General features: G+C 67.5%; 12 protein-coding genes. 4 read left to right on the top strand and 8 right to left on the bottom strand.

Annotated elements, in window-relative coordinates:
- Positions 1-8: 8 nt before the first annotated feature.
- The 6 genes from ACFVVK_RS17725 to ACFVVK_RS17700 all read right to left on the bottom strand — a co-directional run bounded on the left by ACFVVK_RS17725 (position 9) and on the right by ACFVVK_RS17700 (position 7,215).
- Complete coding sequence (locus tag ACFVVK_RS17725) at positions 9-2,783, bottom strand: PEP/pyruvate-binding domain-containing protein (RefSeq protein WP_390269869.1); 2,775 nt, start codon at positions 2,781-2,783, stop codon at positions 9-11.
- A gap of 126 nt (positions 2,784-2,909) precedes the next feature.
- Positions 2,910-3,266, bottom strand: coding sequence for a hypothetical protein (locus tag ACFVVK_RS17720; protein WP_390269866.1), 357 nt, complete (start codon positions 3,264-3,266; stop codon positions 2,910-2,912).
- A gap of 82 nt (positions 3,267-3,348) precedes the next feature.
- Entirely contained in the window at positions 3,349-4,404 is a 1,056-nt protein-coding gene (locus ACFVVK_RS17715; RefSeq protein WP_390269863.1) for a zinc-dependent alcohol dehydrogenase family protein, read from the bottom strand.
- 127 nt (positions 4,405-4,531) lie between these two features.
- Positions 4,532-5,722 (bottom strand): acetyl-CoA acetyltransferase, encoded by a 1,191-nt coding sequence (locus tag ACFVVK_RS17710; RefSeq protein WP_390269860.1) that lies wholly within the window; start codon positions 5,720-5,722, stop codon positions 4,532-4,534.
- Positions 5,719-6,417: a CoA transferase subunit B gene (locus ACFVVK_RS17705; RefSeq protein WP_390269857.1), complete on the bottom strand. Its 699-nt coding sequence runs from the start codon at positions 6,415-6,417 to the stop codon at positions 5,719-5,721. Before ACFVVK_RS17705 ends, ACFVVK_RS17710 begins: the two co-directional genes overlap by 4 nt.
- A gap of 72 nt (positions 6,418-6,489) precedes the next feature.
- Complete coding sequence (locus ACFVVK_RS17700; protein WP_390269854.1) at positions 6,490-7,215, bottom strand: CoA transferase subunit A; 726 nt, start codon at positions 7,213-7,215, stop codon at positions 6,490-6,492.
- 236 nt (positions 7,216-7,451) lie between these two features.
- Between ACFVVK_RS17700 and ACFVVK_RS17695 the strand changes: the two genes are divergently transcribed.
- Complete coding sequence (locus ACFVVK_RS17695) at positions 7,452-8,222, top strand: IclR family transcriptional regulator (RefSeq protein ID WP_390269851.1); 771 nt, start codon at positions 7,452-7,454, stop codon at positions 8,220-8,222.
- A gap of 123 nt (positions 8,223-8,345) precedes the next feature.
- Here ACFVVK_RS17695 and nadE read toward each other — a convergent pair whose 3' ends face one another.
- Together nadE and ACFVVK_RS17685 are read right to left on the bottom strand one after the other, a co-directional pair.
- Positions 8,346-9,200 carry an ammonia-dependent NAD(+) synthetase gene (gene nadE, locus ACFVVK_RS17690; protein ID WP_390269848.1) on the bottom strand — a complete coding sequence of 285 codons (855 nt, stop codon included), beginning with the start codon at positions 9,198-9,200 and terminating at the stop codon, positions 8,346-8,348.
- Positions 9,201-9,329: 129 nt separating this feature from the next.
- Positions 9,330-10,346, bottom strand: a complete 1,017-nt coding sequence (locus ACFVVK_RS17685) for a LacI family DNA-binding transcriptional regulator (protein WP_390269845.1) — start codon at positions 10,344-10,346, stop codon at positions 9,330-9,332.
- Positions 10,347-10,621: 275 nt separating this feature from the next.
- Between ACFVVK_RS17685 and ACFVVK_RS17680 the strand changes: the two genes are divergently transcribed.
- The 3 genes from ACFVVK_RS17680 to ACFVVK_RS17670 all read left to right on the top strand — a co-directional run bounded on the left by ACFVVK_RS17680 (position 10,622) and on the right by ACFVVK_RS17670 (position 14,310).
- Entirely contained in the window at positions 10,622-11,473 is an 852-nt protein-coding gene (locus ACFVVK_RS17680) for a sugar phosphate isomerase/epimerase family protein (protein ID WP_390269842.1), read from the top strand.
- A 39-nt stretch (positions 11,474-11,512) separates the two neighbouring features.
- Positions 11,513-12,520 (top strand): Gfo/Idh/MocA family protein, encoded by a 1,008-nt coding sequence (locus ACFVVK_RS17675; RefSeq protein ID WP_390269839.1) that lies wholly within the window; start codon positions 11,513-11,515, stop codon positions 12,518-12,520.
- Between the two features lie 260 nt (positions 12,521-12,780).
- Positions 12,781-14,310: an ABC transporter substrate-binding protein gene (locus ACFVVK_RS17670; protein WP_390269836.1), complete on the top strand. Its 1,530-nt coding sequence runs from the start codon at positions 12,781-12,783 to the stop codon at positions 14,308-14,310.
- The last annotated feature ends 5 nt before the right edge of the window (positions 14,311-14,315 follow it).

The raw sequence follows: 14,315 nt of genomic DNA, 5'->3' as shown, positions 1-14,315 counted from the left end.
TTCTGGGCCTAGCCGGCCAAGGTGCCGGCGGCCTCTGACGGCGATAGCGGCGCGTCCACCTGCCGCACCGTTCCGGCCGATCCGTCCACGGTCACCGTTTGGCCGGTCCGCAACAAGGTGGTGGCGTCCGGGACGCCCACCACGGCCGGGATGCCGTATTCGCGGGCCACCACGGCGCCGTGTGAGATCACCCCGCCCATCTCCATCACCAGGGCGCCGGCGGTCATGAACAGCGGCGTCCAGCCCGGGTCGGTGGAGGGCGCCACCAGGATCTCCCCGGGCTCAAGGTGGGCCCCCACCGGGTCCAGAATGACCCGGACCGTTCCGGTGGCGCTGCCCGCCGACGCCGGTGTGCCGGCCAGGGCGTCGGACGCGGGGGACTGGGCCATCATCGCGGCCTCCACGTCCGTGCCATCGGAGAGCAGGAGCCGTGGAATCCGGCGCCGGCGCAGTTCGACGTCGTAGAGCAGGCGCCGGTCCGCGACGATGCCCCTGAGGTCGGCACCGCGCAGACCCACGCGGACCTCATCCAATTCCAGGAAGTAGACATCGTCCGCGGCGGTGATGGAGCCGGTCCGGGCCAGTTCGGCGCCGATCTCGTTGAGCTGGCGGCGCATTTCCGCGAGGGCGAGGATGATGTAAAACTTCGGCAGTTCGCGCAGGCCCGACAGCTGCCGGGTCCGGCGCAGGCAGAGCTCCACCGCGCGGGCCCGCGTCCGGCTCCGGAACCCGGTCCGTTCCACAAGGCTGCGGATCCGTGCCTCGGCATGTTCCTCCGCCCGGATGAACTGACGGTCGGGCGCCGTCTCGGGGTCCTCCACCCGGAGGTAGTTGGAGATGACGCCGAGGATATGGTCGGGTTTCTCCGACCACCGCGGCATGCCCAGGTCAATCTCCGCCACGGCGCGGTGCCCGTAGCGGTCCAGGAATCCGCGCAGGCCGCTCTGGGCAACAGGGGGCAGCGTGCCGTGCGCATACCGGGCCGCCAGTTCACCCGCACCGTTCGCCAGGAACACCTCGCGGGACTCATCACTGGCGCGGATCGTCACCGCCAGTTGCCAGAGTTCCAGGTCCATCTCGGTGGTGACGTTGTTGGGCAGCCCCCGCAACACGGCCTCCAGTTCGCGCGGTTCGGCGATGCCGCGCAGCAGCCTGCGGGCCACGGCCAGCATGAGGTAACCAACGGACGGCCCCGGCAGCGTGGCCAGAATCAGTCCGTTAACAGTGCGCTCCAGGATGCGCTGCGCGTGATCGAGCCGGCCGAACGCGGTGGCAGGGCCCCGCAGGACAAGGTCCGCCTGGAGGCGGGTTCCGTAATTAAAGGCGTGGCGCAGTTCCGCAGCCGGCCGCACCGCCGCCCGCAGCATGGATGGAACGGTCCGGAGCACCAGCGCCAGGTTCGCCATGTTGTCCGGAGTGCCTTTGCCGGGGCCGCCGCCGCCCGCCCCTGGCTTCTTAAGGCCCGGTTTCTTAGTGCCTGGTTTCCGGGGCGGGCGTTCGCGCACGCCGAACCGCGGATCAGCCAGCAGCGCCGGGATAACCGCCGCCGACCTCCCATCGGCCAGCGGCAGGACCCGCAGCAGGAAACGGCGGCCGGACTTGCTCCGGACCATGGGCGTCATGTCCACAAACATGCGCAGGCCCGGGTTGACGTACTGCCACGGGCCGTTGCGGTTCCGCATGGAACCGAGCGCGAAGAGCCCCATCGGGGTGACCGGCCGGGTCAGGCCCTGGAACAGGGTGCCGCACAGATACACGCGGGTTTCAGCGGCGGCGCCCGCCTCCGCACCAAGGGGTTCGGCCGCGGCAGGGTCGGGCAGGGGGTACAAGGTGGTGATTGGCCGGGACTGGGTCAGCCAGATCTTGCCCGCCGCGTCGATCACCCATTCCACATCCTGGGGTGCGCCGAACAGTGCCTGGACTGTGTCGCCCAGCGCCGTGAGTTCCCGGACCTGGGCGTCGTCCAGGCTCCGCGGCCGGCCGGCCCTCGCCCCGTCCGGGGTATGGAGCAGGACGCGGCCCGTGGCTGTTTCCGTGACGAAATGGTCCGGGTTTACACTCCCGGAGACCACGGCCTGCCCGGGCCCGGCACTTGCATCGATGACCGTTTCGGTCCGGGTGCCGGTGACCGGATTTGCGGTGAACAGCACGCCGGCGGCCGCGGCGGGGACGAGGTTTTGGACGACGACGGCGAGCCCGACGTCGCGGTGGCTGATCCCGTTCGCGGACCGGTAAGCCACGGCACGTTCGGTCCAGAGGGACGCCCAGCACCGCCGGACCGACTCGACGACGGCATCGGCTCCCGAGATGTTGAGAAAGGAATCCTGCTGGCCGGCGAAGCTGGCAAACGGCAGGTCTTCGGCCGTGGCGGAGGACCTGACCGCCACGGCGGCTCCGGGGCCCAACGCGGCATACGCCGCGCGGACTGCGGCATCGACATCCCCGGGAATCGGCGCGGTGACGATCATTTCCCGCGCCTGCCTCGCCAGTTCGCCCAAATCCAGTTGGTGACTGTCCGGTTGGGGACTGCCCGCCTCGTCGCGCGGGGTCAATCCGGACTCCTGGGCGGAGTCCAGGCGGGCCGCCAGGACGTCCAGGTCAGCCGGAGCGGCCTTCCGGTACGCGGCCGTGGTCAGACAGAAGCCGCTCGGCACGGGGAAACCGGCCGCCGTGAGCTTGCCGAGGTTCAGGGCCTTGCCGCCCACGAGCAGCAGGGCAGCCGACCGCAGTTCACTGAGGCTTACGACGAGACTGTCCGGCGCCCTGCCCTCTGCAGAACCCATTTCCCTGCTCCCAGGTCTTATCCGCGCATTCAAGCTGCGGGCATATTCAAGCCACGGCCGCCGGCGGTTCCGTGCCCGGCGGTCTGCGCACGGCGTTGCGGCCACTCCGAGGAGTGCGGGGCTGAACTACTGGCCGGCGTCGGCCTCTCCGGTGTCCTCCCACATCACATCAAGGTTGCGGAAGACCGGCGGCCCGTCGCAGAGGGCGGCCATTTTCGCGGCGAATTCGGAGGTCTCAGGCCGGTTGGAGTTCTCCATGGCCGACTCGTAGGAATCGAACTCTACGATCGTGAGGTAGGTGCCGGGGCGGTCACGGTCCGCCGTGGCCTTGATGCCGCGGAAGGTCGGGGTTGTGGCCCCCTCGGTCCTGGACGGGCGGCCCAGTTCCTCGACCTCCTCGATGCGCGACGTCTGGAATTCAATGATCTGCACAAACCTGGCCATGACGGCTCCTTGACGGCGGCGGATGCTGATGCGGTTCACGGTAGACCCTCGTCCCTGCGGGTGCAAGAGCAGGTGGCGGCGGCGGCGCAGGGGGCCCGCGCCGCCGCCGTCGAACGTCCCGTTACGGGGTCAGGAGGACCTTGATGGCACGGCGCTCGTCCATGGCACGGTAGGCCTCGGGGGCCTCTTCGAGCGGCATCACGGCGTCGAACACGCGGCCCGGATTGATCTTGCCGTCAAGCACATCGGCCAGCAGTTCCGGGATGTAGGTCCTGGCCGGTGCCATGCCGCCGGCGATCGAGATGTTGGTGTCGAACAGGAAGCGCAGCGGGGCCTCCGCGCCGCCGGTCGGGACGCCGACAAAACCGAGGGCGCCGCCGGGGCGGACGCTGTGGAGCGCCTGATCCATGGATTCCTTGGTGCCCACGCATTCCAGCACGGAGTCGGCCAGGACACCGCCGAGCAGTTCGCGGACCTTGGCGACGCCGTCGTCGCCGCGTTCGGCGACGATGTCCGTGGCGCCGAACTCGCGGGCGATCGACTGGCGGTCGGCGTGCCGTGACATGGCGATGATCCGCTCCGCGCCGAGGCGCTTTGCGGCAAGCACACCGCAGAGCCCGACGGCGCCGTCGCCGACCACGACGACGGTCCTGCCGGGCCCGGCCTTCGCAGCGAGAGCGGCGTGGTGGCCCGTGGCCATGACATCGGAGAGGGTCAGGAGGCTCGCGCGGAGGGCGTCGTCCGGGTCGGTGACTCCCGGGACCTTGACCAGCGTCGACTCGGCGAGCGGAACCCGGACCGCCTGGCCCTGGCCGGCATCGACCCCCAGACCGGCGTCATCCTTGCCGCCCCAACTGGCCAGATGGTCGCAGGCGACCGTGACGCCGTTGAGGCACTGGGGGCACTCGCCGCAGCTGATCACGAACGGGGCGATCACGAGGTCGCCCACAGCGAGCTCCGTGATGTCCTCGCCGATGCTTTCGACCGTGCCGATGAACTCGTGTCCGATGGCGGAGGGCTTGCGGGTGGGCTTGACCCCGCGGTAGGGCCAGAGGTCCGAGCCGCAGACGCAGGAGGCGGTGACCTTCACGACGACGTCGGTGGGCAGCTGGATGGTGGGGTACTCGCGGTCTTCAACGCGGATGTCGCCGGGACCGTGGATGATGGTGGCGCGCATGGGGGGCTCCTCGCAGGGTGGTGGATGGGCTGGAACCGAGTTTAGCTGCCCACACAAAAGCAACGCGGAGCCACTTCGCGCCCATCCGGGGCCCGGACGGGCGCGAAGTGACTCCGCGTTGCTTGGGCTAGACGGCTTCGAGGACGCTGACGTAGTTCGCGATCCCGACGCCGCCCATGTTCTGCACCGCGGCGCGGCGGGCAGAACCGAGCTGCATGTCCCCGGCGGTGCCGGTCAGCTGCATCGCGGCGATGACGTGCTGCGAGACCCCGGTTGCGCCGACCGGGTGGCCCTTGGCCTTGAGCCCGCCCGAGACGTTGACCGGAAGCTTGCCGTCCTTGAACACCCAGCCCTCCTCGAGCGCCCGGGCACCCTGGCCGCGTTCGGTCAGGCCCATCGCCTCGTACATCAGCAGCTCGGCGATGGTGAAGCAGTCGTGGACTTCCGCGAAGTCGAGGTCCTCCAGCCCGACGCCGGCCATTCCGAGCGCGCGCTGCCAGGAGGTCCGGGTGGCGGCGAATTCGGTGGGGTCCCGGCGGTCGGCCGGGAAGAAGTCGTTCGCCTGGCCGAAGCCGGCGAGCCGCACCGGCGCGGTGGCGCCGCCGGTGGGGGCGACGCTCAGGACGACGGCGGCGGCGCCGTCGGATACGGGGGAGCAGTCGGTGCGGCGCAGCGGGTCGGCCACCATCGGGTTCTTGTCCGAGACGGTGCGGCAGAAGTCCTCACCGAGGTCCTTGCGGAGCTGGGCGTAGGGGTTGTCCACGCCGTTGCGGTGGTTCTTGGCCGCGATGGTGCCCAGGACGTCACCGAGGCTGCCGGCGCCGTAGCGCTTGCCGTACTGCTTCGCAACCTCGGCGAAAAGCCCGGTGAAGCCCGTGGTGGAGGCCTTGCCGGCCATGTCGTAGTCGGCGCCGAGCAGGGCTGCGCCCACGACGTCGGCCCCGGCGTGGGTCATCTTTTCGGCGCCGATCACCAGCACCGTCTTCGCCGTGCCTGCCAGCAGCGACTTGGTGCCCTGCTGGAACGCGGCCGAACCGGAGGCGCACGCGTTCTCAACCCTGGTGGCGGGAACGTTGGCCAGCTGGTCTGAGACCTGCAGCGCCAGCGAGGACGGGAACGCCAGCGGCATCATGCCGGAGTTGAACTGCCCGAGGTAGATCTCGTCAATCTGGCCCGGCTCGATTCCTGCGTTGCCGATCGCCTCCGTGGCGACCTGCACGATCAGGGACTCGAGAGTTTCCTCGCCCAGCTTGCCGAAGCGGCTGTGGCCCCAGCCGGTGAGCAGGATGTCCTTGCCGAACTGGTCTTTGAGGCTCATGCTCCCGCGACCTCCAGGACGTTGCCTTCGTTTTCGAGCGCTACGACGAATTCCGCCTCGGTCATCTCGAGGATCTCGTCCACGGTGACGCCGGGGGCCAGACGGGTGAGCGTCAGCTGCCGGCTCCCGCCGCCTGTTTCCTGTTCATTCTTCACAAGGTCGAACACCGCGAGGTCGCTGATGATGCGGTCCACACAGCTGAGCCCGGTGAGCGGCAGGGAGCATTCCTTGACGATCTTGGCGGTGCCGTCCTTTGCGTTGTGCTCGGTGAGGACCACGACGCGCGGGGTGCCGGCCACGAGGTCCATGGCACCGCCCATGCCCTTGACCATCTTGCCCGGGATGGTCCAGTTGGCGAGGTCGCCGTCGCCGGAGACCTGCATGGCGCCGAGGATCGCGACCTTCACGTGGCCGCCGCGGATCATGCCGAAGGACGTGGCGGAGTCGAAAATGCTGCCACCGGGCAGGACGGTGACGGTTTGCTTGCCGGCGTTAATGAGGTCGGCGTCTTCCTCGCCCTCGTAGGGGAAGGGGCCCATGCCGAGCAGCCCGTTCTCGCTCTGCAGGACGACGCGGACGCCCTCGGGCAGGTTGTTGGCCACCAGCGTGGGGATGCCGATGCCAAGGTTGACGTAGTCGCCGTCGTTCAGTTCTTCGGCCGCGATCGCAGCCATTTCATCTCTTGTCCAGGCCATGGTGGTTCTCCTCGGAAACGTTGGGGCAAAAAGGTGGGGCGCCAGGGTCTGGGCGCCCACAGGATGGGGCGCTTAGGCCGGGACGGAGGCCGCGGCTTCGGGACGCGCGCGGACGGTGCGCTGTTCGATGTCCTTGATCCGGCCGCTGGCCTGGACCAGTCGCTGGACGAAGACGCCGGGGGTGACGATGTGGTTCGGGTCCAGCTGCCCGGGCTCCACAATGACTTCGGCTTCGGCCACCGTCACGGCGCCGGCTGTGGCCACCACGGGATTGAAGTTCTGCGCGGTGTAGCGGTAGATCAGGTTGCCGTCGGTGTCGGCGGTGTGCGCGTGGACCAGCGCGACGTCGGCCTTGATGGCGCGCTCCTGGACGAAAGTTTCGCCGTCGAACTCCGCCAGCGGCTTGCCTTCGGCCACGAGCGTGCCCACGCCGGTCTTCGTGTAGAAGGCCGGAATGCCGGCGCCCCCGGCGCGCAGGCGCTCGGCAAGGGTGCCCTGCGGGGTGAACTCCACTTCCAGTTGGCCGGCGAGGTACTGCTCGGCGAAGAGCTTGTTTTCGCCGACGTAGGACGCGATGACCTTACGGACCTGGCCGCCTTCGATCAGCACGCCGAGGCCTTTGCCGTCCACGCCCATGTTGTTGGAGACGACCGTCAGCTCCCTGACCCCGGAGTCCCGCACGGCCTCGATCAGGTCAGCGGGGATCCCACTGAGGCCAAAACCGCCGACGGCGAGGGTCATGCCGTCCCGCAGAACGTCCTGCAGCGCGGCGGCTGCCCCGCATTTCACCTTTGACATTGCTTCTCCTCATTGAGCTTATTTTGGATTCCACTTTGTGGACTCCGCGTCTGAGGCATGAGCCTAGGGTGTGTCTCAGCCCACTGTCAACGCGGAAAACTCCCGACGTGGCCGCGGGTTTACAGTGTGGACGGTAAGCCGTGTACTGTCCATAATATGGATGGTCGGGACGGTTTCTTAGCAAAGGGAGCCGGACCGGAGGCAATGGGCGTGTGGCAAGGGGCGGGGAGCAACAGATGAATTCGACACCGATCCAGGGCGCCCAAGTGGTCAGCCGGGTGGCCGGCCTGCTGCGCATGGTTGGCCGGAAACCGGAGGGCTTTCCGCTGGGGGAGCTGGTGCGTGAATCGGGGCTGACGCGGCCCACGGTGCACCGGCTGCTTACGTCGCTGGCGTCCGAAGGGTTGCTGGACCAGGACCCGGGCAGCGGCAACTGGGTGCTCGGTCCGGAGATCCTGCTGCTGGGGTCCGTCGCGTCGGCGCGGTTTCCGCTGGAGGACATCGCCAGGCCGAGCCTCCGCCGCCTCTCCGAAGAGACGGGCGAGAGCGCGTTCTTCTCGATCCGCCGGGGCAACGAAACGGTGTGCCTGCTCCGGGAGGAAGGTAGCTTTCCGGTCCGCTCCTTCGTGCTGCACGAGGGCGTGCGCTTTCCCCTCGGCGTCGCCTCCGCCGGCACCGCGATCATGGCATTCCTGCCGCCAGAGGAACAGGACGAGCTCCTGGCGAACTGGAAAACCCACGCTGGCAGCTTCGCGGCCGCTCACACCGAAGCGCTCGTGCGGGAGAACCTCGCAGCGACGCGGCAGGCGGGCTATTCAGTCAACCCCGGGCTGGTCCTCGAGGGCAGCTGGGGGATGGGTGCGGCTGTTTTCGACCGGCGCGGGCGCCCCGCCTGGGCGCTCTCCCTGACCGGCATCGAGCCGCGCTTCCGGGAAGACCGGCGCCCACAGCTTGGCCGGCTGCTCATGGACGAGGCGCACCGGATCTCGCTGCAGCTCCAGGCGTAGGGGACCGGCTCAGCGGCTGGCCGTCCGCCGTCCGGGGGCACTTTGACGCGGACACGCCGGCACGGGCGCCTGGATAGCCCATTCCGGGGCTCAATGTGCCCCCGGACGGAGTGCCGGACCGGCTTAGAGGCCGGCCCGGGCCTCCTCCGGGCCCTGTCCCTTCCACCAAGTGTCGAAAATCGTGACAGGGACGGTGCGCTTGTGGCGGGTACGCAGGTACATGCCCTCGATCCGCTCGGCAACGGCCTCCGGGACCTCGCGGCCTTCGAGGTAGTCATCGATCATGTCGTAGCCCAGGCCGAGCTCATCTTCGTCGGTGCGGCCGGGCTTGCCGTCCAAGAGGTCCGCCGTCGGGACCTTTTCCCAGATCCGGGCCGGAGCGCCGAGCTCGGCAAGGAGCGCCCGGTTCTGGCGCTTGTTCAGGCCGAACAACGGCAGGATGTCTGCGCCGCCGTCGCCGTACTTCGTGAAGAACCCGGTGACGGATTCGGCGCCATGGTCCGTGCCGATGACGAGGTAGTTGTGCTCGCCGGCCAGGGCGTACTGCGCGATCATCCGGGTCCGGGCCTTGGTGTTGCCCTTGTGGAAGTCGGAGATCCCGTTGCCGACCGTCTTCTCAAACTCGTCCTCGAAGCCGTCCACGGCTGCCGAGATATTGAACGTCCACTCGGTCTTGGCGCGCACGAAGTCGAGGGCCGCCTGGGCGTCATCCTCGTCATGCTGAACGCCGTAGGGGAGCCGGACTGCGACGAAGTTCGCCTCGACGCCCTCGGCCTCGAGCTCCTCAACAGCAAGCTGGGCCAGCCGGCCGGCGAGGGAGGAGTCGAGCCCGCCCGAGATGCCCAGCACGAAGCCCTTCGTGTGAGTGGCTTTCAGGTATTCCTTGAGGAATGTCACGCGCTTGCGCACCTCCCCGGCAGGGTCGATCCGGGGCTGCACGCCCATTTCTTCGATGATCTTCGCCTGGAGTTCACGCATGTGCCCCAGCCTAGCCAGCATCCTTCTAAAGGCTCAACTGTGTATTGCCCGGGGTATCCTGTGTCCCGCGCAAGGGGCTGGCAGCGGGGTTCCCAGCAGCAAAGGGAATACCGCAAAAATGTCGGCTCGTCACCGGGCGACAGGGCCCGTGGAGCCGCGCACGGTCAAATGCGTGGGCATGACCGAGCGGCTGCGTCGTCCCCCGCCGGCCAGGGGATTTAGCCGGGCTAGCAGCATGGACACCGCCACGCGGCCGGCCTGCTCGATCGGGGAAGCCATGGTGGTCAACGGGGGATTGCAGAAGTCCGCACCGAAGATGTCATCGCAGCCCACAATGCTCATGTCGTCAGGGACGCGGATCCCCCGTGCCCGCAGCCGCTGGAGCATGCCGATGGCGATGAGGTCATTGAAGGCGATGCAGGCGCTGACCCCGCTGTGCACGGCAGCATCCGCGGCCGCAGCGCCGGACTCGGTGGTCGGGGCGAAAGGCCCGAGCCGGTGGACCTCCACGCCGCGTGCATCGGCCGCCGCGGACAGGGCAGTCCAGCGCCGCTCGCTGGACTGCGACGTCTGCGGACCCGCCACGTAGGCGACCCGGGTGTGTCCCAGCGAGATCAAATGGTCCAGTGCCTGGCTGGTGGCGGACGGCGTGTCGATTATGACCGCGGGCACCCCGGGAATGTCGCGGTTGACTACCACGAGGGGGATGTTCGCCGCGGCCGCCAAAAGGGCGTCGTCGCCGAGCCGCGACGCCGTCACGATGATCCCGTCGGCCCCCTTGCGGAGTTGCTCCATGGCGCTGGCTTCCACCTCATCGGACTCTTCGGTGTCCACCAGGAGCTGCGTATAGCCCGCAGCCTTGAGTTGAAGCTGTGTTCCCCGGATCAGATCGAAGTAAAAGGGGTTGGTGATGTCCGGTACCAACACACCCACAGCACCTGTGCGCCCGGAACTGAGCGCCTTGGCCTGGCTGTTGGGCGTGTAGTTGAGCTCCGCGGCGGCGGCGCGAATGCGCTCGCGGGTCCGGATGTTCACCCGGTCCGGCGTCGAGAGCGCCCGGGAAACAGTGGATGCTGCCACGCCGCAGAGCGCTGCAATGTCGTGGATGGTGGCGGGCCGCTCGGCCTGGTCCGGTGGCGTCGACACGGGGCTCCTCTCTGAGCAAGTGTCACTGGGCATGTCTCTGGGCAAGTGGAAATCCGCCGGACACCTCCGAGGCCTGGAAGACCGTGGCCGCTCTCCTGCGAAGGTGCCGCGTGAGTCGCGCCACAGTGGCGCCGTGAACAAAGAGTGGCACACTTGCTCAGCTTTGGCAATCGGTTGTCAAAAGTTGGCACCCCGGACTAGACTCGCATCCAGAACATCATTGTGAACTGACTCACCCTGCCTGAGCAGCGGGACACTTGAAGCGGGAGCCGCATATGACAGCATCGTCAGCATCAACCACTTTCACCCTTTCCGGTTTCGGCGATGAGGTTGATCCCAATCCTGAAGTCCAGGCGGCCGTGCTTCTGTCGCTCGGAGCCAGTCACATTGAAGTGCGCAGCGCGTGGGGGACCAACGTTTCCGAGCTCTCCGCGGAGCAGCTCACCGAGCTAAAGTCGATTCTGGACGCACAGGGTTTGAAGGTCTCCGCCATCGCCAGCCCCATCGGCAAGGTGGCTGTGTCCCTCCCGGTGGAGCATGAAGTGCAGCGGCTGCGGCAGATCATCGACGCCGCCAGGACGCTGGACACCAAGTACATCCGGATCTTCTCGTTCTACCGGACCGAAACCCAGGGCCAGGACGAGATCCTCGAGGACGTTCTGACCCGCATGACGGCGCTGGCAGCGCTCGCCGCGGAGGCCGGCGTCGTGCTTCTGCATGAAAACGAAAAGGGCATCTACGGCGATACGCCAGAGCGTGTGCTGGACATTATGAAAGCCGTCGATTCGCCGTCGCTCCGCATCGCCTGGGACAACGCGAACTTCGTCCAGGTCGGCGTCAGGCCGTACACCGACGGCTACGCAATGTTGCGCCCGTACCTCGAGTACTTCCAGGTCAAGGACGCGCTGGCAGCCAACGGTGAGGTGGTCCCCGCAGGTCAGGGCGATGGTGAATTGAATGAGACCATCGCCGCGCTGAAAGCCGATGGCTACAGCGGCTTCGCCTCCCTGGAGCCGCACCTGGCCAGCGCCCATGAGCTGGGAGGGTTCTCCGGCCCCGTTGCCTTTGGCGCCGCGGCCCGCGCCTTCGCCGGGCTGGCCGCGAAGAACCAGATCGAACTCATCTAGCGCAAACGCACCATCACCAACGAAACCAGGGGGCTCCGGATGCCAAAGGCGGCAATTATCGGCTGCGGCGACGTGTCGATCGTTCACTTTGAAGCACTTGCAGGGATGGACGACGCCGAACTGGTGGCCGTCTGCGACACGGATCCGGAGCGGCGCTCCTCGGCGCAGCGGGCCCACGGCGTCGCGGCCTTCGAGGACTACCGCGAGATGCTGGACGTCGCGGCGCCCGACGTCGTGCACATCACCACTCCGCACCACGAGCACGCGGCGATCGCCATCGACTGCCTGCGCCGCGGCGTCAATGTGGTGCTGGAAAAGCCGCTGGCGCACACCCTGGCCGAGGGGGAACGGCTGCTGGCCGCCGCTGCCGACAGTACCGCCCGGATAGGCCTGTGCTTCCAAAACCGCTACAACGCCCCCGTGCAGGAAATGCGCCGCCTGCTGGACTCCGGCGAGCTCGGCAAAGTGCTGGGGGCCTCGGCTACGGTCATGTGGCACCGGCACGCCGATTATTACCTCAGCCGGCCCTGGCGCGGAAGCTGGGGCGGGGGCGGCGGCGGGCTGATGATGAACCAAGCCATCCACACCGTCGACCTGCTGCAATGGCTGGTGGGCGACGTGGTTTCGCTCTCCGGCAGCGCCTCGGCCCATGCGCTGGGCGATGTGATCGAGGTGGAGGATACGGCCGAGTTTGCCGCGCTGCACAGCAACGGCGCGCGCAGCGTCTTCTACGCCACGCTCGCCAACACAGTCAACGCGCCGGTCACACTGGATATCGAAACCGAGAAGGCGATGCTAAGCCTGCGCGGCGACCTCACGGTCACTTACGACGACGGACGCAGCCACGTGGTGCGGGAGCGCTCCGCCGCCTCGGGCGGGCGCTCCTATTGGGGTGTTTCGCATGCCCTGCTGATCGCCGATTTCTATGCCGGTCTGGCACAGCCGGGCCCGTTCTGGATCGACGCCGCCGAAGGGGCGAAGTCGCTGCGGATCGTCAAGGAACTCTACCGCCAGTCCTACCCCGGCTCCGAGGAAAAAGTGTCCTGACCAGCCGGGGCCCGGCCGGCCACGGGCTGCACGTCCTGCGCCGCACGCTGCCCCTGAGCCGCCGACCTGCCGCCGCCCCTGCGGCCGTGCGGCGCTCTCACAACTCGATCCTGCAACGATCCAGAAAGTTTATGACAACCGGTTGCCAGATATGGCAACCCAACGTACGCTGATCTCACAAGCGGCAATGTGGCCCACGCCACATTGCCGCCGCCACGTCCGAAGCAACGGACCTGTCAAACGATCCAAAGGAGCCAACAATGAAGTTAGGTCCCAAGGCAGCAGCTGCTGCCCTCATCCTCAGCGCGTCGCTCGCACTCACAGCCTGTGGCGGCGGCGCAACAGCCGGCGGCTCGGCCGCCGGCGCGGCGGCGACGTCCCTGACGCTGGGCACCATCCAGGACGTCCGGTCCTGGGACCCCGCCCAGGCCCATGTGGGCCACATCCTCCAGCCGTACCAGGCGGTCTATGACACCCTGATCCTGCGCCAGCCGGATGGGAAGCTCAGCCCCATGCTGGCGACGGCCTGGAAGTACAACGCAGCCAGCACCAAGCTGACCGTGGACCTACGCACAGACGTCACCTTCAGCGACGGCGCCAAGTTCGACGCCGAGGCCGCCAAAGCCAACCTGGACCACTTCAAGAAGGCCAACGGCCCCCAGATGGCCCAGCTTGCCTCTGTGAAGGACGTGAGCGTGGTGGACGCCGACACCATCGACATCAACCTCACTGCTCCGGACCCGGCCCTGGAATACTTCCTCAGCCAGGCGGCCGGCCTGATGGGCAGCCCCAAGGCGCTCGGAACTGACGCCATCAAGACCGAACCGGTGGGCTCCGGCCCGTACGTCATGGACAAGGCAGCGTCGGTCAAGGATTCCCAGACCGTGTTCACGGCCCGCAAGGACTACTGGAACAAGGATCTGCAGAAGTACTCCAAGCTCACCTTCAAGATCCTGACCGATCTCACCGCCCGCACCAACGCCCTGGTCTCCGGCCAGGTGGATGCGACCATCCTGGATCCCAAGAACGGGAAGCAGGCCGAGGGCGCCAAGATGAAGCTGGCCGCCAACGAGGTCGACTGGCAGGGGCTGCTGCTCCTGGACCGCGACGGTGCCAAGAACCCGGCGCTGCAAAACGTCAAGGTCCGCCAGGCGATCAACTACGCCTTTGACCGCAAGACCATCCTGGACCAGGTCATGCTGGGCCAGGGCACCCCGACGTCGCAGCCGTTCGGCAAGGCCAGCGGGGCCTGGACGGAAGGGCTGGAGAACTACTACAGCTACGATCCGGCCAAGGCGAAGCAGCTCCTCAAGGAAGCCGGCTTTGAAAGCGGCGTCACCCTGGAAATCCCGAGCGTCCCCGGTTTCGAAACCCAGATTTCGGTCGTCCAGCAGCAGCTGGCAGACGTGGGCATCACCCTGAAGGTGGGTGCCGCGCTGACCAACACCTTCACGTCCGATGTCGCGGCCCAGAAGTACACCACCATGTACTTCTCCCTCTTCCAGGGCGAACCGACGGTTGCCATCAACCAGATCATCTCCACCAAGGCGCTGTACAACCCGTTCAAGAACGCGACTCCGGAACTGCAGACCAAGATCGACGCCGTGCAGAAGGGTGGCGCCGACGCCGGCAAGCTGGCCCAGGAAGTGAACAAGTACGTGGTGGAGCAGGCGTGGTTCGCCCCGCTGTTCCGCGTCAACCAGATGTATTACCACAACGCCAAGGTGAACGTCACGCCGCAGATCCAGCAGGCCGTTCCGTCCATCTACAACTACTCACCCGCCAAGTAGGACGC

Origin of the sequence: Arthrobacter sp. NPDC058192 (assembly GCF_042883665.1) — a bacterium.
Taxonomy (GTDB): Bacteria; Actinomycetota; Actinomycetes; order Actinomycetales; family Micrococcaceae; genus Arthrobacter.
Note: the sequence above shows the minus strand (reverse complement) of the source record. Positions and strands in the feature narration are given on the sequence as shown.

Excerpts from the sequence above, each read along its gene's own strand:
- ACFVVK_RS17715 (WP_390269863.1), bottom strand. The coding sequence starts at position 4,404 with ATGCGCGCCACCATCATCCACGGTCCCGGCGACATCCGCGTTGAAGAC.
- ACFVVK_RS17705 (WP_390269857.1), bottom strand. The coding sequence starts at position 6,417 with ATGGCCTGGACAAGAGATGAAATGGCTGCGATCGCGGCCGAAGAACTG.
- ACFVVK_RS17695 (WP_390269851.1), top strand. The coding sequence starts at position 7,452 with ATGAATTCGACACCGATCCAGGGCGCCCAAGTGGTCAGCCGGGTGGCC.
- ACFVVK_RS17675 (WP_390269839.1), top strand. The coding sequence starts at position 11,513 with ATGCCAAAGGCGGCAATTATCGGCTGCGGCGACGTGTCGATCGTTCAC.
- nadE (WP_390269848.1), bottom strand. The coding sequence starts at position 9,200 with ATGCGTGAACTCCAGGCGAAGATCATCGAAGAAATGGGCGTGCAGCCC.
- ACFVVK_RS17670 (WP_390269836.1), top strand. The coding sequence starts at position 12,781 with ATGAAGTTAGGTCCCAAGGCAGCAGCTGCTGCCCTCATCCTCAGCGCG.
- ACFVVK_RS17700 (WP_390269854.1), bottom strand. The coding sequence starts at position 7,215 with ATGTCAAAGGTGAAATGCGGGGCAGCCGCCGCGCTGCAGGACGTTCTG.
- ACFVVK_RS17725 (WP_390269869.1), bottom strand. The coding sequence starts at position 2,783 with ATGGGTTCTGCAGAGGGCAGGGCGCCGGACAGTCTCGTCGTAAGCCTC.
- ACFVVK_RS17710 (WP_390269860.1), bottom strand. The coding sequence starts at position 5,722 with ATGAGCCTCAAAGACCAGTTCGGCAAGGACATCCTGCTCACCGGCTGG.
- ACFVVK_RS17680 (WP_390269842.1), top strand. The coding sequence starts at position 10,622 with ATGACAGCATCGTCAGCATCAACCACTTTCACCCTTTCCGGTTTCGGC.